Origin of the sequence: Nocardia iowensis (assembly GCF_019222765.1) — a bacterium.
GTDB classification, from domain to species: Bacteria; Actinomycetota; Actinomycetes; order Mycobacteriales; family Mycobacteriaceae; genus Nocardia; species Nocardia iowensis.
Map to the genome: position 1 here is coordinate 1,406,310 of NZ_CP078145.1, position 23,092 is coordinate 1,429,401.

Consider the following 23,092-nt stretch of genomic DNA (forward strand, 5'->3'; position numbering starts at 1 on the left):
AAGACGTCCTGCCTGCTTGTGAAATGAATTACAGCACCTTGAAACGCGTTAACTAGAGGTTCACTGTATCTGTTACAACGCGTCACGTGATGGTTCGAACGTAGACCACCTGTGGTGCGTTGCAGGCACTTTCTGGGATCGCTGAAGAGAAGGTTTGGCCCATGGTTGAGTTACTCGACGCAATGGCGGTGGAGCAGATCGACACGAACTTCTTTCGTGGCAAGTTGCGACACCGCACCGCGCTGGTTCGGACATTCGGTGGCGAAGTTGCGGCGCGCGCCCTGGCGGCGGGGTCGTCCGGGATGCCGGCCAACTTCATCGTCCATTCGATACACGGATACTTCGTCCGGTCGACCACCCCCGAGATTCCCATCGACTATCTGGTGGACACCGTGAAGCACGGCCGGTCCTTCGTTGTTCGCCGGATCAGGGCGCTGCAGCACGGCCGGGAAACCTTCCTGATGGTCGCCTCGTTCCACATCGGCGATCGCGGTGTACGGCATGCCGACGCGTGCCCAGCCGCGCCCGACCCCGAAGAGTTGGTCCGGATCGGGCACGGCGACGCGGGCAACGAATGGGAAGGCTGGGATATCCGCCGGGTGCCCGACCGTGCGACCGGCGGAGCGCACCAACAGGTTTGGCTGCGCTACACCCACGAATTGCCCGATGACGCCGTGACGCACAGTTGCGCGCTGACCTACGCCAGCGATATGACGCTGCTCGGCGCCGCCGTCGCGCTGCATCCCGGCATCGCCATCCAGACCGCCGCGCTGGACTATTCGATCTGGTTCATGCGGCCGTACCGAGTGGACGATTGGCTGCTGTACGACGAGATATCGCCCTCGGCCGAGGGCGGCCGGGCGTTCACCCAGGGGCGGATATTCAGTCGCAACGGCGAATTGGTGGCGATGGTCGCCCAGGAACGCATGTTGCGGTTGGCCGAACCCGGTTACGGCACCGGTCTGATCGAACGGGCGGCCTCCTGATGGCCCCGGTGTATGTCGGTCTCACCGACAAGGCATTCCTGCGCCTGCACCACGGCTACGGCGCGCCGGTTATCAGCCAGACCGTCACGATCATGGCGAACCGGCTCACCGACGACCAGCTGAGCGAGATGTACGCGACGCTGCGATCCGGCCCGTTCATGCGGCGGGTGCACCGCCCTCGGGTGCCGTTCGCCCGATGGCGCTGGGTACTCGCGGACACGGCGCTTCCGTTGAGTCTGGAGCACGCCGCGATCGACGACGCCGACGCGCTGGCGTGGGCGAACGACCAAGCTCAGTATCCGCTCGATCCCGAACGCGGTTACGGGTGGCGGCTGTCGGCGGTGCCGACCCGGTCCGGCGGCATGGTCTGCTCCTGCGTCGCCTCGCACGCCATCGCCGACGGGCACGCGGGGCTGATGGCGGCCATCGGCCTGGTCCAGCCGGAACTCGCCACGACGGAGGGCCTCGACGACGTCGTCGATGTCCGCGCCGATCTGCAGGACGGCCTGCGCCGCGGTGTCGCCGTTGCGCGCGAGGCGGTTTCGGAGGCACGCCGGGCGGCCAAGGATCCATCCCATCGGGCGGCGCTGCGAAAGGCGTTGTCCGGCCGTGGGTCCGCGCCCGAGCCGACACCGCTGGGCTGGCGGGAGGGCTCGGTGATCGCGACCTTCGATGCGGCGCAGTGGAAGGACATCGCCGCACAGCGCGGCGGTACGCCGAACACCTTGTACCTGGCACTGGTCGCCGATCTGCTGCGGCACTGCGGCCTGGTCGGCGAAGACGACCCGTTGGTGTTGATGACCGCCGTGCGGATCCTGCGGGAACAGGACCAGATCGATTCGAATTCCTTTGCCCGCGTGCCGATTGTGGTGCAGCGGGAGTGGCTGGACCGGCTCGATCTGGCGCCGCTGCGGGCGGCAAGCAAGGCCGGATTCGGTTCGGTCCACGCGGTCGGTTCGGGCGGGATCTCCCGCCCACGGAACATGCCGCCCGAGTTGATCGACGTGCTGCCCGAGGGCGTGGTCGAACGACTCGTCGACACCCCGCCCATCACCGTCGGCATGTGCTCCAACATGGGCGTCCTCGACCCCTTCCTGCCGACGGTGATGCGCCAGGGCGCGCAGCCGACGATGTTCGTGATGCGCGGCGTATTCCAGGGCATCGACAGGGCGCAGGCCGCTGCCCAACCGATCGCGCTGGCGACCTGGTTGTCGGAGTTCGACGGGAAGATCCAGTGGGTCCTGGAGAGCATCAAACCCGAGATGGCGCACACCGATGACGAACTGGGCTTCTTGGCACGACTGGTCGCCGAGGCCTGGGGAATGAAACCGCTCCAGATCAGCACTGGCGGCGGCATCACCAGCAAGACAGCCAGGGAGTTCTCATGACCAAGCCGCTGCTCAAACTAGGCACCGAATTCGTCTACGACCCGCACCCGGTGTACGACGAACTGCGCAAACAGGGCCCGATCCATCATGTCCTGCTACCCAACGGCCTGACCGCCTGGCTGGTCGTCGACTACCGGCTCGCCCGTGAGGTGCTCGCCGACGATCGGATCAAGAAGAGCGCGGCGGGACTCGCACCGATCACGACGCGGCTGCGGCCGGGCGACAGCTACACCTCGGTGAGCCAGGATCTGTGGGAACACATGCTCAGTTCCGATCCGCCGGACCACACCCGCCTGCGCAGACTCGTCACCAAGGGGTTCACCGCGCGAACCGTGGAACTGCTGCATCCGCGGATCGATGCGCTGGCGGATCAGTTGCTCGACGACATGGCAGGCAAGTCCGAGGTGGACTTGATCGCCGATTACGCACTCCCGATCCCGATGACGGTCATTTGTGAACTGTTCGGAGTACCGGAAGCCGATCGGGCGCGGTTCCGTGAACTGTCGACCACGATGACTTCGTCGTCGGCCGAGAACGCCGAAGATCAGGAGGCGGCGGCGAATTCGCCGTTCTACGCCACCGCGGCCGAGCGCGGCGCCGCGAGTGTCGAGCTGGCCACCTATCTGATCGGGCTGGTCGCGGAGCGTTCGAAGGACCTCGGCGAAGATCTGCTGTCCCAGCTGATCATGGCGAACCATGAGGGCGACAAGCTCAGCGACCGGGAACTCATCGCGATGTTGTTCCTGATCCTGGTGGCGGGTCACGAAACCACGGTGAACCTCATCGGCAACGGCCTCTTCGCGATGCTGCGCGATCGGGTGCTGTACGAGGACCTCACTCGGTCGCCGGAGCGGATTCCCGCGGCGATCGAGGAGTTCCTCCGGTACGAGGGACCCGTCCATCTGGCCACCCTGCGGTACACCGCCGAGCCGGTCACGTTGGCGGGCATCGAGATTCCGGCCGAGGAACTGGTGTCGGTGTCGCTGGCCGCGGCCGACCACGACCCGAGCCAGTTCGAGCACCCGGACACCATCGAGATCGGGCAGACCGGCAAGAGCAAGGGCGGACACCTCGCCTTCGGGCACGGTATCCACTACTGCGTGGGTGCGCCGCTGGCGCGCCTGGAGGCCAAGGTCGCGTTCGAGAAGATCCTGGCCCGCTATCCGAACATGAAAATGGCCGGAGACGTGCAGTGGCGACCGAGTACGTTCCTGCGCGGTCTGCAAACATTGCCGACCGTGCTCGACTGACCGCGGGTAGCTCATGGCCCAGATCAGTCGGCCGATGTAGACCGGCTGACCTGGGCGCTAGCGGGCTCAGCCGAACTTGATGCCTTGAGCCAGTGGCAGTTCGGCGGAGTAGTTGATCGTATTGGTGGCCCGGCGCATGTACGCCTTCCAGGAATCCGAACCGGATTCGCGGCCGCCACCGGTCTGCTTCTCGCCGCCGAACGCGCCGCCGATCTCGGCGCCGGAGGTACCGATATTGACGTTGGCGATGCCGCAGTCGGAGCCGTCCGCGGCGAGGAAGCGTTCGGCCTCCCGTTGGTCGGTGGTGAAGACCGCCGACGAAAGGCCTTGCGGTACCTCGTTGTGCAGGGCGATCGCGCTGTCGTAGTCGTGATAGGTCAGCACGTACAGGATCGGCGCGAACGTCTCTTCGCGCACCACCGCCGTCTGTGCTGGCATCCGCACGATCGCCGGGCGCACGTAGAACGCGTCGTCGCCGAAGCCGTCGACTCGCTCACCGCCGCAGATCAATTCGCCGCCATCGGCGAGCGCCTTGTCCAGTGCGGCCCGCATACCGGCATAGGCCCGCCCGTCGATCAGCGGGCCGACCAGCACCCCGTCTTCGAGCGGATTGCCGACCCGCAGTTGCTGATACGCGCTCTCGATCCGTTCGATCAGCGGCCCGACCACGTCGGCGTGCGCGATCAGCCGCCGCAGCGTGGTACACCGCTGCCCGGCCGTGCCCGCCGCGGCGAACACGATGCCGCGTGCCGCCAGCTCCAAATCCGCTGAGGGCGTGACGATCGCGCCGTTGTTGCCGCCCAGCTCCAGCAGGCAGCGCCCGAACCGCTCGGCCACCCGCGGCGCGACGATCCGGCCCATCCGCACCGAGCCGGTCGCACTCACCAGCGCCACCCGCTCGTCGTCCACCAGCCGCGAGCCGACCTCGGACGCGCCCTGAACCAGTTGGTGCACTTCGGGATCCGCGCCGACGTCGGTCGCGGCGCGGCGCAGCAGGGTATGGCAGGCCAGCGCGGTCAGCGGCGTCGTCTCCGACGGCTTCCACACCACCGTGTCGCCGCAGACCAGCGCGATCGCCGTGTTCCACGCCCACACGGCCACCGGGAAGTTGAATGCCGAGATGACGCCGACGACGCCGAGCGGATGCCACGTCTCCATCAGCCGGTGCCCAGGCCGCTCCGAGGGCATCGTCTGTCCGTACAGCTGCCGGGAGAGACCGATCGCGAACTCGCAGACGTCGATCATCTCCTGCACCTCGCCCGCGGCCTCGGTGCCGATCTTGCCCGCCTCCAGCGTCACCAGCTCGGCCAGCTCACTCTTGTGCGTGGTGAGCAGCTCGGCCAGCCTGCGCACCACCGCGGCGCGGACCGGTGCGGGCACCGTGCGCCAGGCGCCGAACGCCGTGGCCGCCCGCTCGATCGCGGCATCGACCTCGTCCAGCGAGCTGGAACGCAGGGTCATGAGCTGCCCACCGGTGATCGGACTGCGGGCGGGCAGGTCGCCGGGTTCGGGGGATTCGACGCCGAGTCCGCGCAGCACCGCTGCCGCGCGCTCCGCCAGTTCCCGGGTGGTCTGATCGCCGAGTGCGGCCTCGCGCATCCGCGACTCGGTAGCGCTCTGTACATCTGTCATCTGTTGCTCCGCCGTACCTTTCGGCCGCATTGCGGCGTAGTTGTCCCATGTCTTGGGAGGATCGGGGTGAGGTTTCTGCCACGAGCCGGGTCGCCTGGGTTAGCCTTCGCTGATGGCGGATACACCTGCACGACCTGCGCTCGACGACATTGATCGCCTGCTGATTCGGGAATTGATGGCCGATGGACGCGCCACGTTGTCGAACCTGGCCGAGAAGGCGAGCCTGTCGGTGTCCGCCGTGCAGTCGCGGGTGCGCAGGCTGGAAGCGCGCGGGGTGATCCGCGGATATACGGCGCACGTCGACCCCGAGGCGCTCGGCCAGCTGTTGTCGGCATTCGTCGCGATCACTCCTCTCGACCCGTCGCAGCCCGATGACGCTCCGGCAGTGTTGCAGCACATCCCCGGGATCGAGGCGTGCCACTCGGTGGCAGGCGACGAGAGCTACATGCTGTTGGTCCGGGTGGCCTCGCCGCGGCACCTCGAGCAGCTGCTGCAGGAGATCAGAGCGACCGCCAACGTCAGGACCCGAAGCACCATCATCTTGCAGACATTCTATGACAGGTAGCCGTTACGTGTAATTAATCCGCTTTCCTGTACAGATACCGTAAATTTTGCGTACCCTCGGTGGCGTGACCATCGAACTGGAACGCACCCGCCCGGCGGTCACCCCCGCCGCCCGGGTGCACGAGATCTTGTCGGCCAGCATCCTTGCCGATGGCTTCGATTTGGTGCTGGACCTACGACAATCCCGCGGGTGCAAGCTCGTCGACGAACGCGACGGCAGCGCCTACCTGGACATGTTCGGCTTCTTCGCGTCCAACGCATTGGGGATGAACCACCCCGCGCTGGCCGAGGACGCCACCTTCCGTGACGAGCTGGTGACCGCCGCGCTCAACAAGCCGAGCAACTCCGACATCTACACCGTGGAAATGGCGCGGTTCGTCGAGACGTTCGTTCGGGTGCTCGGCGACCCGCGGCTACCGCACCTGTTCTTCATCGACGGCGGCGGGCTCGCCGTGGAGAACGCGCTCAAGATCGCGTTCGACTGGAAGAGCAGGCACAACGAAAGCAACGGCCGCGCACCGGAGCTCGGCACCAAGGTGCTGCACCTGACCGGCGCGTTCCACGGTCGTACCGGCTACACGATGTCGCTGACCAACACCGACCCGGTGAAGACCGCCCGGTTCCCCAAGTTCGACTGGCCGCGCATCGACGCGCCCTTCCTGTCCGACGACCACGATATCGCCGAGGCGGAAGCCAAGGCGCTGGACCAGGCTCGGCGCGCGTTCGCCGAAAACCCGCACGACATAGCGTGTTTCATCGCCGAACCGATTCAGGGCGAGGGCGGCGACCGGCACCTGCGGCCGGAGTTCCTGCAGGCGATGCAGCGGCTCTGTCACGAGAACGATGCGCTGTTCGTGCTCGACGAGGTGCAGACCGGTGTCGGCATGACCGGAACCACGTGGGCCTACCAGCAACTCGGGCTGGCGCCGGACATCATCGCGTTCGGCAAGAAGACCCAGGTGTGCGGCGTGATGGCGGGCGGGCGCGTCGACGAGGTGCCCGACAATGTCTTCGTGGTCAACTCCCGGATCAACTCGACCTGGGGCGGCAACCTCACCGACATGGTGCGCGTCCGGCGCATCCTCGAGGTGCTCGAGCAGGATTCGCTCATCGAACGGTCCAGGGCCCTCGGCGCGCACCTGCTGGAGCGGCTGCAGACGCTGGCCGCGCAGCACCCCAGCATCAGTGAGCCGCGCGGTCGCGGGCTGATGTGCGCGGTCACCGTGTCCTCGGCGCAGCTGCGCGACGACGTGCTCACCGCGTTGCGCGAGCGTGAGCACGTGCTGATCCTCGGCACCGGCGACCGGGGCATCCGCTTCCGGCCACCGCTGACCGTCACCACCGCGGAGTTGGATGCCGCGGTCGACGCGCTGGACCGGGTGCTCGCCGGCTTCGAGTAGTGCCGCACGGAGTGTTTCCGGCATTCCGCTGTGAATCGCGGCGGAATGTCGGCGACGCCCCGCGAACCCGCCCGTCGCGCGCCGCGCTGTATCGACCGCTGCGCACCTATCGTCGCGCTGCGTGCGCGATTGCCGGCGATTGTGCGCGCGTCTCGCAAGAACGTGCGCGGAAGGGTTGGTTGCCGAGCTGACGGGAGTCAGGGGGCGGGGTGCAGGCCCAAGGCGCCGGTAACGAATCTGCGGATAGTCGTCAGACCTGCGTCCAGTGCGGGTTCGTATCCTTCGCGTGCCCAGCCGGTGAGTTCGGCGGTGCCGTCGTCGGCGGGGGTCGCGCCGACCTCGGCGACCATCTCCGCGGTTGTCGGTTCGCAGACCGCCCAGGAAAAGTGCGTTGCGTCCGCCCAGCCCGCGGCGCGCAGCGCGACGTAATCGGGGTCGGTGATGCCGCCCGCCGCCAGTGCCGGGCGGTCATCGATGCGGTCGTCGGCCCGCATCGCGCGCAGATACCAAGTGCCCGCGTTGATTTCGATCGGTTCCATCAGTGCCTGCGCCCTCCGCGACCGTGCCCATGCCAGTTCCCGTGCCCGCCATGCCTTCCGCCGAAGAGCAAGGCGCCCACCAGCGGAATCGCCAGGAACCACAGCCAGCTGCCGGTGGTGAAGAACAGGATGACCGCGAGAATCGGGATCGCTGCCATCAGCCGTTCCGGCCACTCCGAGAGGAAGCCGGACTCCGATTTGGCAGGCGCCGCCGCGGCTTTGGCGAGCGGTTCGGGCAGGTCCGTGAAAACCTTTGCCACATCGCCGCGCGTGACGGCCGCCGCGATCACCGCGCTGCGCTCGTCGAATTCCGCGACGCTGAGCCGCCCGGCTGCGAAATGATCGGACAGTCGCCGCATCGCTTCCTCGCGCTCTGCGGTGCCGATACGAATTTCGGGTAGCTCCTCCATGAGGAAAAGGCTAGCGGGAGGTACAACGCCATGGGTGAGACGTGGTTCGGCCACTATCGCCTCGATCGGTTGCTCGGCAGCGGCGGAACGGGTCAGGTATGGCTCGCGCACGACACGGCCACCGATCGGGATGTCGCACTCAAGGTGCTTTCCGTCATGTGGGCGACCGACCCGACGTATCGGCAGCGGTTCACCAGGGAGGCGCGGCTGGCGGCCCAGGTGCGCGGTCCGCACCTCGTGCCGATCCACGCGTTCGGCGAGCTCGACGGCCGCCTCTACCTCGACATGGAGTTCATCGAGGGCACCGATGTCGGCGCGGTGCTCCAGCAGGAGGGGCCGATGTCGCCCGCGCGGGCGGTGCGGATCTGTGTGCAGGTCGCGTCGGCGCTCGACGCCGCCCACCGCGCCGGGTTGGTGCATCGCGACGTCAAACCGTCCAACATCATGCTCGGGCCTGGCGGCCTGGTCCATCTGATCGACTTCGGTACCGCCCACCGGATCGATCAGCCCGCCATCACCACCAGCAGCCACGTGGTCGGCACCCTGGCCTACATGGCGCCGGAGCGCTTCCAAGGTTCCGGCGACGCCCGCTCCGACCAATACGCCCTCGCCTGCGTGCTCTACGAATGCCTGACCGCTCGAAGGCCGTTCGGCGACACCGACCCGACACAGTCCCTGGTCGCACACCTGATGACCGACCCGCCGAAAGCGGCCGATCTGAATCACAAGGTGCCAGCCGAATTGGATGCCGTGATCGCCCGCGGCATGGCCAAGGATCCCGCCCAACGCTGGTCCAGCGCAGGCGAATTGGCCTCTGCCGCATACGCCGCGGTGACCGGATGGGATGCGACGACGGTGGAAACCGCCGCGGCCACGGTGCGGGCGACATCTGTACTGCCCCAGCCGATCCGATCAGGAGAACCGCGACCGATTGAACGACCCGGGTCGGCTGCCGACCCGGGGCGGGCCGGTTCAGGAGCCCCGGGGCCGGAAACCGCACGCCCGCAGGCACATGCGAGCACACCGCAGGATGTCGAGATAGGCGGTCGACTAGTGGGACCTCGCGCACCGGCCGTTTCGGCACAGTCGACCGGGGCGGCTTCAGCGCAGGGTTCATCGCACGAGACAAGATCCCGGGTTGCGGTTGCTGCCCTGTTCGCGCTGTTCGCGGCGGTAGGAGTGGCGCTGTGGCTAGGGCGGCCCGGCGGCTCCGAAACAGATTCCGCCGCACCCATATCCGTGCCGACCACCACCTCCGCTGTACCGTCACCCACACCTACGTCGGCGCCGACGAGTCCACCTCGGGCCGAGCCCGCGCAGACCCCCGCTCCGGCTGCCGCCGCACCACCGATCGCCACCATCCCGGTGGCCTGGCAGCCGTGCGATCCCGCCGTCGACGCCAACGCGCACGCCCGAGACGGCACGCCCCTCCGATGCGTCCCCACCGTAGGTCGCCTGGCCAATTGGATCCCCACCCCACCGGTATCCGACAAACCCAAGCAGGACAACGACAAATCCGGCCACGGAAATGGCCACGATAAGCCGGACAAGCCCGCCAAGCCCAATAAGTAGGCCCCCTCCCGTGCCAGTCACCCGGCTCGTGGGTGTGTTGTTGAGGACACACTGGTCGGGGGTGGGGGGTGCGGTTAGGCTGCGAAGGAGGTTGGGCTCTGTGGTGTTCGCGGTGTGAGCTGGGCTTTTCGGTAATGCCGCGGGTGGTCGGGCCGAGCCTGGACAAGTCGACGGTGACTGGAGGTTCGCGATGGGGGAGGTGCGATTCGGGGGGTATCGGCTGGAGCGGTTGCTCGGCAGGGGCGGGATGGGGCAGGTCTGGCTGGCTTATGACGGCGCGGGCGCGCGGTGGGTGGCGTTGAAGCTCTTGCCGACTGAGCTCGCGGCGGATGCGGGGTATCGCAGGCGGTTCGAACGCGAAGCCGAAGTGGTGACCAGGCTGCGTGATCCGCATATCCCGCGGATCCATCGGTTCGGGGAAATCGATGGGCGGCTGTTCATCGATATGGAATTCGTCGAAGGTCAGGATCTGGCGAGCATGATTGCCGCCGCGGCATTGGGTCCGGCTGCGGCTGTCGGTATCGTCGGACAGGTCGCCGCGGCGCTCGAGGTGGCGCATCGCGCCGGGTTGGTGCACCGGGACGTCAAGCCGTCCAACATCGTCGTGCACGCCAGTGGCTTCGCTTATCTGATCGACTTCGGCATCGCGCACGGCATCGGGCAGACCGCGGTCACCACCACCGGGCTGGCGATCGGCACCTTGGCCTACATGGCGCCGGAACGATTCACCGGCAAGGCGGACGCCCGGTCCGACGTGTACTCCCTCGGCTGCGTCCTCTACGAATGCTTGACCGGTGCCCGCCCCTACGGCGACACCGACCCCGCCCAGCAGATGCACGCCCACCTGATGACCGATCCGCCCCGCGCCGCAGCCCGCAACACCGCGGTCCCGCCCGCGCTGGACGGCGTCATCGCCCGCGCCATGGCCAAGTCCCCCGTCGATCGCTATTCCACCGCAGGCGATTTCGCCACCGCCGCCCACGCCGCCATCGGCACCCGACCAGCCTCGCCACCGCGCCCAGCGAAACCACCTACGCCGACCACGGCATTGCCGGAGTCCGGCCAGGCACCAACGCGGGTGGCGACCCGAGCAGCGAAATCGCCTGCGCCAACGAAGTTTCTACCGGAACCCAGCCCGTCGCCTACACGGGTAGAGACCCGACTCGACGTACCGGTCGTGCCGCCTTCGAGACAAGTGCTGCCGCAGTCGAAACCGGGAGTCGTTGCTTCGCGGGTGAATCCTGCGGTGCGGCATGCGCGTCCAGATGTGGTGCAGTCCCGGCCGGTGGTCCCGCAGTCGCCCTACCCTGTCGGCTACGGGCGGCGAGTGTTTCCGAAACCGGCGAAACCGCCGAAGTATCAGAAGTATTCGCAGGCTCGTCGGCGACCGCCGGTTGTACCCGCGGTGCGGCGGAGGCGTAAGCGCGGCGGCGTGTTGTCCAAGGTGATCGGGGCCTTGGTCCTCGTCTTTCTGACGCCGTTCATGCTGGCGGCGGGGTGCCTCGCGCTGCTGGCCTCGGGCAGCAGGGTGGGGGATTCGGGCGGGACGGGTGCGCCACCGCCGACGGCGATGGCCGAGGAGAACCCGGCGCCACCGCCGGATCGGCCCGAACCGGCGGTGCAAGCAGGCGCGGGAACTCCGGTGCGGGACGGCAAGTTCGAGTTCGTGGTGACCGATGTCGATACCGGCGTGCCCAGGGTCGGTCTGCAAGCGGCGGCGGGTTCGTTCGTGATCGTCACGCTCGCGGTCCGCAACATCTCCGACGAGTCGAAATGGTTCCTCCCACTCGGTCAGCGCCTGTTCGACGCGCAGGGCACCCCGTTCGACCACAACGCCACCGCGACCATGTGGCAGGTCGCCCAGCAGCGCTACGGCTATTCCTTCGAATTGCCCCCCGGCGAGTCCGCGACCACCCAACTGGTCTTCGACGTGCCCCCCGACAGCACCCCTACCCACCTCGAACTACACGACTTCGTCCTCTCCAACGGCGTTGCCGTCCAGCTGGATTAGCCCGCCCCGACGCAGGTCAGGCGACGCGGGCCGTGTCGGAGAGCGCCGTGTGGACCGCGCGGCGGCCGATATCGAGGGCTTCGGCGAGAAGGGTGGTGTCGCGGGCGGCGCTGTCGATATCGGGGGAACCGGCGGGCGGGTGGATCTGCAGGACGCTGTCGCCGAGATCGGCCAGGGCGCGGTCTTCGATCGCCTGCTGGCGGGGGCGTTGCAGCCAAGCGCGGTAGGCGCCGGGAGCGGCGACGCGCAGATAGCCACCGCCGACCACGCGGTGCAGGCGGGACGCGGGCGGCCGCTGTTCGTCGATGCGGCGGGTACGCAGGACGAGGGCGTGGGTGGCGCCGTCGCGGGCCGCGGTGCGGATGGGCACGGTTTCGGCGAGGCCGCCGTCGAAGTAGTGCGAACCGCCGAGCGGGACCGGTGGACCGGCGAGGATGGGCAGGCCGGCGGAGGCGCGCAGCGCGCCCATCAGGGTGCGTTTGTCGACGATGTGCGGGTGCAGGTCGACCGCGCGGCCGGTGCGGATGTCGGTGGCGATGGGGTGAAAGGTGGTGGGGTTGGCCAGGATCGCCGGGAAATCCATCGGCTCGATACCGTCGTAGACCTGGTGCACCAGGTAGTGCAAGTCGAAGGCGGGTCGCCCGCGCAATAGCCGAGTCGGGTCGATGGCGCGGCGCATGATCGCCGAGTCGGTCCAAGAACGCATGCCTGCCACCGCGCGGCCGCACAGCAACCAGGCGCCGTTGATCGCCCCCGCGGAGGTCCCGTAGACGGCATCGAATACCGAGCCGAGACCCAATTCCTCGATGGCCGAGACCATGCCGCTGGAGTACACGCCCCGGCTGCCGCCACCCTCGACGACGAGTACCAGCCGGTTCCCGTCGGCGCGATTGCCCGCGGCGCGACGGGCGTGGATCACCGCCGCGACGGCGGACACGCTCGGCGTACTGGTCACCGGACCACGATACGACAGAGCGGGCGCGGACGTCATTGTCCAGCGCCCGCTCGAAACGGTGTTCGCCCTGCGTTTACGCGAGAACTACCACGGCCTTACTTGATCTCGGCGAGCACCGTGCCCTGGGTGATCGCGGCACCGGCCTCGACGGCCAGCCCGGTGACCACACCCGCCTTGTGCGCGTTGACCGGGTTCTCCATCTTCATCGCCTCGAGCACCACGATCAGGTCGCCCGCCTCGACGGACTGGCCTTCTTCGACAGCCACCTTCACCACGGTGCCCTGCATCGGCGCGGTGACCGCGTCACCGGAGGCCGCACCGGCACCGGCGCCACCACGCTTGCGCGGCTTCGGCTTCTTGCGCACCACACCGGCGCCGTTGCCCGCGGCCGCGACGGCACCGCCACCGAGGCTGAATTGGCCGGGCAGCGACACCTCGACGCGACGCCCGCCGACCTCGACGACCACCTTCTGCCGGGGCAGGTCCTCGTCCTCATCGGCCGGTGCGCTGCCGGTGTACGGCTCGACGGTGTTCTTCCACTCGTTTTCGATCCACTTGGTGTAGACGTCGAACTTCTCGCCGTCACCGATGAACGCGGGGTCCTCGACGATCGCCCGGTGGAACGGGATGACCGTGGCGAGCCCGTCGACCTCGAACTCGGCCAGCGCGCGGCGGGCGCGTTCGAGTGCCTGGGTGCGGTTCTCGCCGGTGACGATCAGCTTGGCCAGCATCGAGTCGAACTGTCCGCCGATCACGCTGCCTGCCACCACACCGGAATCCACGCGCACGCCGGGGCCGGTGGGCTCCTTGTACACCGAAACGGGGCCGGGGGCGGGCAGGAAGCCACGTCCGGCGTCCTCGCCGTTGATGCGGAATTCGAACGAGTGCCCGCGGGGGGTCGGGTCCTCGGTGATGGTCAGTTCCTCGCCGTTGGCGATGCGGAACTGCTGACGCACCAGGTCGATGCCCGCGGTTTCCTCGGTGACGGGGTGCTCGACCTGCAGGCGGGTGTTCACCTCGAGGAACGACACCGTCTCACCCTGGACCAGGTACTCCACCGTGCCCGCACCGTAGTAACCGGCCTCACGGCAGATCGCCTTGGCCGAGGCATGGATCTTCGCGCGCACCTCATCGGAGAGGAACGGCGCGGGGGCCTCCTCGACCAGCTTCTGGAAACGCCGCTGCAGCGAGCAGTCGCGGGTACCTGCGACCACCACGTTGCCGTGCTTGTCGGCGATGACCTGGGCCTCGACGTGGCGGGCCTTGTCCAGGTACTGCTCGACGAAGCACTCCCCACGACCGAACGCCGCGACCGCCTCACGGGTGGCCGAGTCGAACAACTCGGGGATCTCCTCGATGGTGTGGGCGACCTTCATCCCACGCCCGCCACCACCGAAGGCGGCCTTGATCGCGACCGGCACTCCGTATTCCTTGGCGAAGGCGACGACCTCGTCGGCGTTCTTGACCGGGTCCTTGGTGCCCGCGGCCATCGGCGCCTTGGCGCGCTCGGCGATGTGACGCGCGGTGACCTTGTCACCGAGATCGCGGATCGACTGCGGCGAGGGCCCGATCCAGATCAGTCCCGCGTCCAGCACCGCCTGGGCGAAGTCGGCGTTCTCGGAAAGGAATCCGTAGCCGGGGTGGATGGCATCGGCACCGGAACGGGCCGCGGCATCGAGGATCTTGTCGAACACCAGGTACGACTCGGCCGAAGTCTGGCCGCCCAGCGCGAACGCCTCGTCGGCAAGCTTCACGAACGGCGCCTCGGCATCGGGCTCGGCGTAGACCGCGACGCTGCCGATGCCGGCGTCCTTGGCCGCCCGGATCACGCGCACGGCGATCTCGCCTCGGTTAGCTACGAGTACCTTGGTGATCCGTGCGCTGGCATGGCTGGGCACTGAGCCTCCTGTGTGAAATCTTTTGGTCGCCCCGTGGTCGACAAACTACGTCTCGGGCGAGTGTAGGCAGTCTGCCAACAGACGCCGAACTCGGCCACTCCTACTGGACAGTAGGTCATGCATCACACTCGGCCGGTGCGAGGTGAAAGCCGTGCGTGGACTACTTGGCGCGAGCCCGGCGGCCGGTACCGACGGGCGCAGCACCGGGTTCAGTCCCCTTGGCGATCGGCATCCGCACCGAATTGCCCCATTCGGTCCACGAACCGTCGTAATTGCGCACCGTGTCGAACCCGAGCAGATAGGTGAGCACGAACCAGGTGTGGCTGGAGCGCTCGCCGACCCGGCTGTAGACCACCAGGTCGTCCTCGGCGGCCAGGGCTTTGTAGACCGCGTCCAGTTCGGCGCGCGAGCGGAACCGGCCGTCGTTGTTGAACGCCTCGGTCCACGGAATGTTCACCGCGGTGGGGATGTGCCCGCCGCGCAGCGCCGCGTCCTCCGGGTTGATCGGCTCGAGGGTCAGCATCGCGTAGCGATTCGATGGGGGGCGGTGGTCGGGCGACGGGTGGGCCAGCTCGCCGGAGTACTCCTCGGGCGAGCGCACATCGATCAGCGGCTTGCCCAGGTGGGCGAGCACGTCCTCGCGGAACGCGCGCGCGCTGCTGTCGTCGCGGGTGACGGCGGGATAGTCGCTCGGGGTGATGGGCGGGACGTCGAAGGTGGTGTCGCGTTCCTCGGAAATCCAGGCGCCCCGGCCGCCGTCCAGCAACCGCACATCAACGTGTCCGAACAAAGTGAAAACCCACAATGTGTGCGCCGCCTGCGCGTTGCCCCGGTCACCGTAGATCACCACGGTATCGTCTCGCTCGATTCCCTTGGCGCGCATCAACTCGGTGAATCGGGCACCGTCGATGTAGTCACGGGTGACCGGATCGTTCAGATCGCCCCGCCAGTCGATCTTGATAGCGCCAGGAACATGCCCGACGTCATAGAGCAATATGTCCTCGTTGGACTCGACGATCTTGAGTCCCGACGTGCCGATGTTTGCCGACAGCCACTCCGTGGTTACTAGTCGGTGAGGATGTGCGTAAGAACCGAATGAGGGATGTGGGTCCGGAGCAGCGGGCACGATGTGGGTCCTTCACGCGTGGTAGACGGTGGTTTCAGCGGTTCGGGTCTCACAGCGATGGTATGTGTGAGGCGTTAACGACTCTCGTTTCAGATCACAAATCGGCTGAAGTAGCGAATAAATTGCACCTACATCCGATAAAGTCTCCCGGGAGGAGGGGTGAGCTATGTCCGATTCTTGGCCGCGGCGGCGACTGCTCGCGATCCTACGTGGCGCCAGCGAGCCTCTCGACGCCCAGGAACTGGCCAGAATCACCGGACAACACGTCACCACGGTTCGGTTTCATCTGGATGTGCTCACGAGGGAATCCCTGGTGCGCCAATTTCAGCAACCGCCGCGGGGTCGCGGTCGTCCGCGCATCGGATACAGCGCGGTGCAGCGATCGGTCGGCTACCAAGAACTAGCGCAGGTACTCGCCGACCAGCTCGGGCCGGATCCGCGCAGGCGCTCCGAGGCGGCCATCGCGGCGGGCCGGGCCTGGGGCGCGAAGCTGGACGCCGGTGACCACCGGGTCGAATCGCTGGAGGACGCCAAAGACGTCACCATGACGCTGCTCTCGGAGCTCGGCTTCGCACCGGAACGCGATCCGAATTCCGAGACCAGTGAGCAGGCGCTGATCCGGTTGACCGCCTGCCCGCTGCGGGAACTCGCGCGCACGCACTCCGAAGTGGTGTGTGGCGTACATCTGGGACTGATCAAAGAGGTGCTCGACCGCAACGGGGCGCGCGGCGAGGTGAACGTGCGCCTGCATCCGTTCGTCGAGCCGGAACTGTGCGTCGTCCGGCTGGAGATGATGGCGCGGCGGGAGCAGGAGATGCGTCGCGAGCCGGAGACCCGCGAGGTCGCCACGGTGCCCGCGGTCGGCGGCGACGCGAGCGCGTCGGAGCCGCTGATCGCGCCGCCTTCAGCCGGGCGTGTGGCCCCACAACTGCGTAACGGCGACCCCAACGTCGCCAAGCAGTCGGCGCAGCAGTGGTAGCCCGATCCCGATCACGCTCGACGGATCGCCGTCGATGCGGTCGACGAACCAGCCGCCGAGACCGTCGAGGGTGAACGCGCCCGCCACCTGCAGCGGCTCGCCGGTGGCGATGTAGGCGTCCAACTCATCCGGTTCGGGCTTGGCGAAATGCACTGTGGTGGAACTGCAGTCGACGGCTTCGGCGGTGATCCGGCCGTCCTGTAGCCGGAGGACGCAGTGCCCGGTCACCAGATCGGCGCTGCGCCCGGCCATTTCGCCCCAGCGGGCCCTGGCGACCTCGGCGGTGTGCGGCTTGCCCTGCAACTCGCCGTCCACCAGCAGCATCGAATCACAGCCGACGACAACACAATCGGCGCCGAAGTCGGGAATGGTCGCGGCGACCGCCGCGGCTTTGGCCTTGGCCAGCTCGACGACGACAACCTCGGGTGGGGTGCCGTCGGGCAGCGCGGCCGCGACCGCGTCCTCGTCGACGTCGGAGACCCGGACGATCGGATCGATGCCCGCCGACCGGAGAACTTCCCGGCGAGCGGGGGACGCGGAGGCGAGAACGAGCTTGGTCACCCGCGCAGGTGCGACAGCTGCGGGAAGGCGTAGGGGGAGAAGGGGGAGGTGCCCCGGTGCATGAACGTGGGGCGGCCCCACATGTCCGCCGGGCCGGTTGGGCCGGACGCACCGCTGTTCGCGGCCGCGGACAGCACGCAGACCAGCGCCGCCAGCTCCTCGTCGCTCGGGTTGCCCTTCACGACGCGAAACAGCGGCTCGGCGGCTGCGGGTGCGGCCGAGTCCGCGGCCGTACCGGCGTCGCCCGCCTGCTCGACCTCGTTGGCGATGAGGTCCAGTTCAGCGGCGGTCAATACATCTTCTTCTGCCACGGTCGTCACGGTGCCAGATCCTCTCTTTGCCTGATCAGGCGTGTTCCCATATTCGAGATAAGCATATGGATGATGCGATCATCCTCGGATCCACTCATTGCGTCTCTGCAACCAGTGTGCGCGGCCTCCCGAGGGTATCGCTTGTCCAGAGCCGCATGTTGCGGTCCGAATCACAGCGGGATATTGCCGTGCTTCTTCGGCGGCAGGGTTACCATCTTGCGCTCGAGTAGGCGCAGCGCCGAGACGATCTGGCCGCGGGTGTGCGAGGGCGGAATGACCGCGTCCACATAGCCGCGCTCGGCGGCGATGTAGGGGTTGACCAAGGTGTCCTCGTACTCGTTCTGCAGCTCGAGACGCAGCGCATCGACGTCGGCGCCGCTCTGCGCGGCCTCTTGCAACTGCTTGCGGTAAACGAACCCGACGGCGCCGGAAGCACCCATCACCGCGATCTGCGCGGTCGGCCAGGCCAGGTTCACATCGGCGCCCATGTGCTTGGAACCCATGACGTCGTAAGCGCCGCCGTAGGCCTTGCGGGTGATGATCGTGATTTTTCCCACAGTGGCCTCACCGTAGGCGTACAGCAGCTTCGCGCCACGCCGGATGATGCCGTTGTATTCCTGGCCGGTGCCGGGCAGGAAGCCGGGCACGTCGACCAGGGTGATGATCGGAATGTTGAACGCATCGCAGGTACGCACGAACCGGGCCGCCTTCTCCGAGGCGTCGATGTCGAGGCAACCCGCGAACTGGGTCGGCTGGTTGGCCACGATGCCGACGCTGCGGCCGTCGATCCGGCCGAAGCCGATGATGATGTTCATCGCGCGCTCGGCCTGCACCTCGAGGAATTCGTCGTCGTCGAGCAGGCGACGGATCACCTCGTGCATGTCGTACGGCTGGTTCGGCGAGTCCGGGATGATCGAGTCCAGCTCGAGATCTTCCTCGGTGAGCGAGTCCTCGATGGCGCCATCGATCGGGTCGGAAGCGGGGAAGCGCGGCGCCTCGGCGCGGTTGTTGCTGGGCAGGTAGGACAGCAGGTCCTTGACGTAGTCGAGCGCGTCCTGTTCACCGGAGGCGACGTAGTGCGCGACACCGGATTTCACCATGTGCGTGTGCGCGCCGCCGAGGTCCTCCATGGTGACGTCCTCGCCGGTGACCGTCTTGATGACGTCGGGTCCGGTGACGAACATCTGGCTGGTCCCGTCGACCATCACCACGAAGTCGGTGAGCGCGGGGGAGTACACGTGCCCGCCCGCGGCCGGACCCATGATCAGCGAGATCTGCGGGATCACGCCGGAGGCTTGGATGTTGCGGTGGAAGATCTCGCCGTAGAGCCCGAGCGAGACGACACCCTCCTGGATGCGCGCGCCGGCGCCCTCATTGATGCCGACCAGCGGACGGCCGGTCTTCAGCGCCAGATCCATCACCTTGACGATCTTCTCGCCGTAGACCTCACCGAGGCTGCCGCCGAACACGGTGACGTCCTGGCTGAAGATGCAGATGTCGCGGCCGTCGATGGTGCCGTACCCGGTCACCACGCCGTCGCCGAGCGGCCGATTCTTGTCCAGACCGAAATTCACGCTGCGATGCCGCGCCAGTGCGTCGAGTTCGACGAAGGAGCCCTCGTCCAGCAGGGCCAGGATGCGCTCGCGGGCCGTCATCTTGCCCTTGGCGTGCACCTTGTCGACCGCGGCCTCACCCATCGGGTGCCTGGCCTCTTCCAGCCGATTCCGCAGGTCAGCCAGCTTCCCGGCGGTGGTGTGGATGTCGGGGGCGCCCGCCGGATCTTGCGCGGACTGCTGCTGGACACTCGTCATGGCTCCGGAGTGTAACGAGTGGCAGTGCATTGCTCTAACCGAGTACGGCTTACCGGCGGGTAGAAAAGCGCAGCTAGATCATGTTCTGCCCGAAAAATTCCAGGTGGTTCGGCGCGTTCGGGTCATAGAAAATCGGTATCGCCGCGGATAGGTGCCCAGTTATTCTGGGAGAGTCCAATTTTCGAGCTCAGGGGGAGGGCCCAGTTATGTGGGAATGGAGCAAGACCGTCGCGGAATACGCTGCCGCGGCGTCGTGGACGAGCTGGCAGCAGACCGAGACCGAGCCGACGATCGTCGACCCGGATTTCACGACTACGGCGACCGAGGGGGATTCCGATGGTGCGGACCGGATGGCGGTATACCTGGCGATCATGGGGTATGACCTCGTCGGTTGAGGCACCGGGCACCGAGTAGCCTGCCGGGTGTGCACAGGCCCCCCTTGGATGCAGAGCAGTTGCGGCGCAGTCTCATCGATTCGCCCGAGCTGTCGTTCTTCCATCACATCGACGTGGTGGAGTCGACCGGGTCCACCAATGCGGACCTGATCGCGCGAGCAGGCGATCCGGACGCCGATCGCGCGGTACTCCTTGCAGAGGCGCAGGAGCAAGGGCGCGGGAGACACGCACGTACCTGGGTCAGTCCGCCGCGGGCGCAGATCTCGATGTCGGTGCTGGTGCGCTTGCCCGGGATCGAGCCCGCGGTGCTCGGCTGGCTGCCGCTGCTCACCGGCATCGCCGTGGTGGACGCACTGCGCGCGACGGCGGGCGTGCACGCGAACCTCAAGTGGCCCAATGATGTGCTGGTCGATGGCCGCAAAGTGGCGGGCATCCTGGCGGAGGTCGCGGCGAGCGGCGAGGTGCCGGCGGTGGTCGTCGGGATGGGGCTGAACGTGAGCCTCACCGAGACGGAACTGCCGGTGCCGCACGCTATTTCGCTCACGCTGGCCGATGCGGCGGTCACCGACCGCACCCTGCTCGCGCAGGCGATGCTGACCGAATTCGCCCGCCGTTTCACCGCGTGGCGCGACGCGGGCTGGAAGACGGCCGACCTGGCCGCCGCCTACCGCGAGCGGTGCGCCACGCTCGGCGCGCAAGTCCGTGCCGAACTTCCCGGCGGTCAGACGCTGACCGGCATCGCCACCGATATCGATGACGCGGGACGTCTGCTGATCGGCGACCGTGCCGTGTCGGCGGGTGATGTAACCCACTTGCGCGCCGAATACTGAAATCGCCTCAGCCGCACACGCTTTGATTTCCCGCACCTGTAGTCACTCGTGAATCACGGTGCGGAAAGTCAAAACGTATGCGGCTGTTGTCAACTCACGCGGGCTGCAGCGCTGCCTTAGCGGCTTCCCTGGCGAACATCCGGTCGCGCTGTTCCTCGAATTTGAGCACGTCTTGCTCGAGCTTCTCGATGAACACGCCGAGCTCTTCACGCGCCTGCTCGCCGCGCGGCCCGAAGTCGGTGCGCTCGAAGATGTTCCACTGCTTGAGCACCGGCGCCACCACGTCCTCCAGGTGCTGGCGCAGGTCGTAGATGCCGTGCTTGGCCATCATCACGCTGTTGCGGCGGAAGTTGGGCATGCCCGCGCCCGGCATGACGAAGTGGGTCAGGATCTTGGTGATCGCCATCATCGCCTGATCCGGCGCCAGGTCCAGGCCCGCACCGCACAGGGTGCGATAGAAGATCATGTGCAGATTCTCGTCGGCGGCGATGCGCTGCAGCATGCGATCGGCGACGGGATCGTTGCACACCCGGCCCGTGTTGCGGTGGGAAACCCGGGTGGCCAGCTCTTGGAAGGTCACGTAGGCAACGTTTTCCAGGAACCCGCCCCAGTTGTCGGGGGAGTGCGCGCCATTGGTCATGTGGATCATCCGCGCCTCTTCGAGGGCGACCGGATCGACGCCGCGGGTGACGACCAGGTAGTCGCGCATCACGATGCCGTGCCGGTTCTCCTCGGCGGTCCAGCGGCCCACCCAGGTACGCCACGCGCCGTCAGTGGAAAAGTTCTCCGAGATCTCGCGATGGTAGGAGGGCAGATTGTCCTCGGTGAGCAGGTTGGTGATCATCGCGATCTTGGCCACCTCACTCAGCTTCGACTGCTCCGGCGCCCAGTCCTGCCCGCCCATCGCGGCGAAATTGCGGCCCTGGTCCCACGGGATGTAGTCGTGCGGGTGCCAGTCCTTCGCCAACGCCAGGTGCCGGTTCAGATTCTGCTCGGCCACCGGCTCGAGTTCGGTCAGGATTTCCAGCTGAGTCAGATCCTTGGTCACACATGCCTCCACGGTCGTATTCGGCGACTTTGTACGAGCAGAGCTGCTTACGGACTACAGCGTCGAGCCAGATCGAGCGGAGAACTCCATGCGCGGTTGCGACACACGCAGGCAGACGATTGTGCAGCACGACGCGGTTCGGTGTCAGGCATTTCGGCATCTTCACGCGGTAGTGTTCCGGCCATGGGTTATCCGGAGGACGTGCTTGCGCCGGAAGAGCAGCTGATTCTTCATCGTCATCCACATTGGAAAATGCTGTTCTGGCCGATCGTGACGCTGATTGTCGGCACCGCGCTCGCCGGTTTCGCCGGGGGACTCGCTTCGCGCAAAGCTCCCGATGGCACCGCGCGGACGGCACTGCTGATCGCGGTGCTCGTCATCTGGCTGATCATCGTCGGATGGCGTTGTGTCGCACCGATGCTCAGCTGGAAGTCGACGCATTTCATCATCACCGACCGCCGCGTGCTGGTCCGGCAGGGAGTGCTCACGCACACCGGCATCGACATTCCGATGAGCCGCATTTCCAGCGTGCAGTTCCGGCACGGGATCTTCGACCGGATGCTCGGCACCGGAACGCTGATCATCGAGTCGTCCTCCTCGGAGCCGCTCGAGTTCGACGACATCCCGGCCGTGCAGCAGGTGCACGCGTTGCTCTATCACCAAGTCTTCGACGTCGAACAGGCCGGTAACGGCCGGGACGAGCGCTGGGACGAGCGCGGCGACTACCGATGAACGTTAACCTGGTCATATGACGGCCGTACTGCTTGCAGAAGACGACGAGGCGATTGCCGCGCCGTTGTCGCGCGCACTGGGGCGCGAGGGCTACTCGGTCACCGTCGAGCGGTTCGGTCCGGCCGTGCTCGAGCGGGCCCTGGAGGGCCATCACGATTTGCTCATCCTCGACCTCGGCCTGCCGGGCATGGACGGGCTGGAGGTGTGTCGTCAGGTCCGGGCGCGCGGCGCCGATCTGGCCGTGCTGATGCTCACCGCGCGCACCGACGAGGTCGATTTCGTGGTCGGGCTGGATGCGGGCGCCGACGATTACGTCGGTAAGCCGTTCCGGCTCGCCGAGCTGTTGGCCCGGGTGCGAGCGTTGTTGCGGCGCAGCGGAATCGGCGATGACACGGTGGAGGTCGGCGGCATCCGGCTCGAGCCCGCCGCGCGGCGGGTGCTGGTGAACGGCGTCGAGATCGGCTTGGCCAACAAGGAGTACGAGCTGCTGAAGGTGCTGATCGACCGCGCGGGCCAGGTGGTGCCGCGCGAGACCATCCTGCGCGAGGTCTGGGGCGACGCCGAGCTGCGCGGCTCCAAGACGCTGGACATGCACATGTCCTGGTTGCGTCGCAAGATCGGTGACGAGGGCCCGATGGCCGAGCGGCGCATCGTCACCGTGCGCGGTGTCGGATTCCGGCTGAACACCGACTGA

22 protein-coding genes are annotated in these 23,092 nt (G+C 67.1%); 12 read left to right on the forward strand and 10 right to left on the reverse strand.

The genetic code is table 11. The annotated features are described in order from the left end of the window. Positions 1-161 precede the first annotated feature (161 nt). Genes KV110_RS06295 through KV110_RS06305 form a run of 3 tightly spaced genes read left to right on the forward strand, consistent with a single transcriptional unit; the run spans position 162 to position 3,624 of the window. Complete coding sequence (locus KV110_RS06295) at positions 162-986, forward strand: acyl-CoA thioesterase (protein ID WP_218474231.1); 825 nt, start codon at positions 162-164, stop codon at positions 984-986. Beyond that, entirely contained in the window at positions 986-2,374 is a 1,389-nt protein-coding gene (locus KV110_RS06300; RefSeq protein ID WP_218474233.1) for a hypothetical protein, read from the forward strand. Before KV110_RS06295 ends, KV110_RS06300 begins: the two co-directional genes overlap by 1 nt. Then, positions 2,371-3,624 (forward strand): cytochrome P450 family protein, encoded by a 1,254-nt coding sequence (locus KV110_RS06305; protein WP_218474234.1) that lies wholly within the window; start codon positions 2,371-2,373, stop codon positions 3,622-3,624. Before KV110_RS06300 ends, KV110_RS06305 begins: the two co-directional genes overlap by 4 nt. A 66-nt stretch (positions 3,625-3,690) precedes the next feature. On the opposite strand, the gene amaB is transcribed toward KV110_RS06305, so the two are convergent. Beyond that, positions 3,691-5,223: an L-piperidine-6-carboxylate dehydrogenase gene (gene amaB, locus KV110_RS06310; RefSeq protein ID WP_218478213.1), complete on the reverse strand. Its 1,533-nt coding sequence runs from the start codon at positions 5,221-5,223 to the stop codon at positions 3,691-3,693. A gap of 145 nt (positions 5,224-5,368) precedes the next feature. Here amaB and KV110_RS06315 point away from each other — a divergent pair, with 145 nt between their 5' ends. Beyond that, on the forward strand, positions 5,369-5,821 hold the full coding sequence (locus tag KV110_RS06315; protein ID WP_150404358.1) for an Lrp/AsnC family transcriptional regulator: 453 nt from the start codon (positions 5,369-5,371) through the stop codon (positions 5,819-5,821). Positions 5,822-5,885: 64 nt separating this feature from the next. After that, positions 5,886-7,220: an L-lysine 6-transaminase gene (gene lat, locus KV110_RS06320; RefSeq protein ID WP_218474236.1), complete on the forward strand. Its 1,335-nt coding sequence runs from the start codon at positions 5,886-5,888 to the stop codon at positions 7,218-7,220. A gap of 197 nt (positions 7,221-7,417) precedes the next feature. Here lat and KV110_RS06325 read toward each other — a convergent pair whose 3' ends face one another. Continuing rightward, positions 7,418-7,759 (reverse strand): hypothetical protein, encoded by a 342-nt coding sequence (locus KV110_RS06325; RefSeq protein ID WP_218474238.1) that lies wholly within the window; start codon positions 7,757-7,759, stop codon positions 7,418-7,420. Further along, complete coding sequence (locus KV110_RS06330) at positions 7,759-8,169, reverse strand: DUF1707 SHOCT-like domain-containing protein (protein ID WP_218474240.1); 411 nt, start codon at positions 8,167-8,169, stop codon at positions 7,759-7,761. Before KV110_RS06330 ends, KV110_RS06325 begins: the two co-directional genes overlap by 1 nt. A 30-nt stretch (positions 8,170-8,199) precedes the next feature. Here KV110_RS06330 and KV110_RS06335 point away from each other — a divergent pair, with 30 nt between their 5' ends. Then, positions 8,200-9,741, forward strand: a complete 1,542-nt coding sequence (locus tag KV110_RS06335; RefSeq protein ID WP_218474242.1) for a protein kinase domain-containing protein — start codon at positions 8,200-8,202, stop codon at positions 9,739-9,741. A 190-nt stretch (positions 9,742-9,931) separates the two neighbouring features. Continuing rightward, entirely contained in the window at positions 9,932-11,752 is a 1,821-nt protein-coding gene (locus KV110_RS06340; protein ID WP_218474244.1) for a serine/threonine-protein kinase, read from the forward strand. A 16-nt stretch (positions 11,753-11,768) separates the two neighbouring features. Here the strand turns inward: KV110_RS06340 and KV110_RS06345 are convergent, their stop codons facing one another. From KV110_RS06345 to KV110_RS06355, 3 genes are all read right to left on the reverse strand, one after another. Continuing rightward, the gene (locus KV110_RS06345) at positions 11,769-12,707 is read right to left on the reverse strand and encodes a patatin-like phospholipase family protein (RefSeq protein ID WP_246634371.1); all 939 of its coding nucleotides are present in this window, start codon (positions 12,705-12,707) and stop codon (positions 11,769-11,771) included. 95 nt (positions 12,708-12,802) lie between these two features. Next, positions 12,803-14,605 (reverse strand): acetyl/propionyl/methylcrotonyl-CoA carboxylase subunit alpha, encoded by a 1,803-nt coding sequence (locus KV110_RS06350; protein WP_218474248.1) that lies wholly within the window; start codon positions 14,603-14,605, stop codon positions 12,803-12,805. A 160-nt stretch (positions 14,606-14,765) separates the two neighbouring features. After that, the gene (locus tag KV110_RS06355; protein ID WP_218474250.1) at positions 14,766-15,731 is read right to left on the reverse strand and encodes a sulfurtransferase; all 966 of its coding nucleotides are present in this window, start codon (positions 15,729-15,731) and stop codon (positions 14,766-14,768) included. Positions 15,732-15,897: 166 nt separating this feature from the next. Between KV110_RS06355 and KV110_RS06360 the strand changes: the two genes are divergently transcribed. Continuing rightward, positions 15,898-16,710 carry a helix-turn-helix transcriptional regulator gene (locus KV110_RS06360; protein WP_218474252.1) on the forward strand — a complete coding sequence of 271 codons (813 nt, stop codon included), beginning with the start codon at positions 15,898-15,900 and terminating at the stop codon, positions 16,708-16,710. On the opposite strand, the gene KV110_RS06365 is transcribed toward KV110_RS06360, so the two are convergent. From KV110_RS06365 to KV110_RS06375, 3 genes are all read right to left on the reverse strand, one after another. Then, positions 16,636-17,271 carry a Maf family protein gene (locus tag KV110_RS06365; RefSeq protein ID WP_218474254.1) on the reverse strand — a complete coding sequence of 212 codons (636 nt, stop codon included), beginning with the start codon at positions 17,269-17,271 and terminating at the stop codon, positions 16,636-16,638. The two genes, KV110_RS06360 and KV110_RS06365, sit on opposite strands and share 75 nt — an antisense overlap. Continuing rightward, complete coding sequence (locus KV110_RS06370) at positions 17,268-17,582, reverse strand: acyl-CoA carboxylase subunit epsilon (RefSeq protein ID WP_425518152.1); 315 nt, start codon at positions 17,580-17,582, stop codon at positions 17,268-17,270. Before KV110_RS06370 ends, KV110_RS06365 begins: the two co-directional genes overlap by 4 nt. A 170-nt stretch (positions 17,583-17,752) precedes the next feature. After that, positions 17,753-19,393, reverse strand: coding sequence for an acyl-CoA carboxylase subunit beta (locus KV110_RS06375; RefSeq protein ID WP_218474258.1), 1,641 nt, complete (start codon positions 19,391-19,393; stop codon positions 17,753-17,755). Between the two features lie 206 nt (positions 19,394-19,599). Here KV110_RS06375 and KV110_RS06380 point away from each other — a divergent pair, with 206 nt between their 5' ends. Beyond that, entirely contained in the window at positions 19,600-19,788 is a 189-nt protein-coding gene (locus KV110_RS06380) for a hypothetical protein (protein WP_218474260.1), read from the forward strand. A 29-nt stretch (positions 19,789-19,817) separates the two neighbouring features. Beyond that, positions 19,818-20,618 carry a biotin--[acetyl-CoA-carboxylase] ligase gene (locus tag KV110_RS06385; RefSeq protein ID WP_218474262.1) on the forward strand — a complete coding sequence of 267 codons (801 nt, stop codon included), beginning with the start codon at positions 19,818-19,820 and terminating at the stop codon, positions 20,616-20,618. Between the two features lie 94 nt (positions 20,619-20,712). On the opposite strand, the gene KV110_RS06390 is transcribed toward KV110_RS06385, so the two are convergent. Then, the gene (locus tag KV110_RS06390; protein ID WP_218474263.1) at positions 20,713-21,666 is read right to left on the reverse strand and encodes an acyl-ACP desaturase; all 954 of its coding nucleotides are present in this window, start codon (positions 21,664-21,666) and stop codon (positions 20,713-20,715) included. A gap of 183 nt (positions 21,667-21,849) precedes the next feature. Between KV110_RS06390 and KV110_RS06395 the strand changes: the two genes are divergently transcribed. Both KV110_RS06395 and KV110_RS06400 read left to right on the forward strand, forming a co-directional pair. Beyond that, positions 21,850-22,398 carry a PH domain-containing protein gene (locus KV110_RS06395; RefSeq protein ID WP_218474265.1) on the forward strand — a complete coding sequence of 183 codons (549 nt, stop codon included), beginning with the start codon at positions 21,850-21,852 and terminating at the stop codon, positions 22,396-22,398. A gap of 16 nt (positions 22,399-22,414) precedes the next feature. Next, entirely contained in the window at positions 22,415-23,092 is a 678-nt protein-coding gene (locus KV110_RS06400; RefSeq protein WP_150408010.1) for a response regulator transcription factor, read from the forward strand.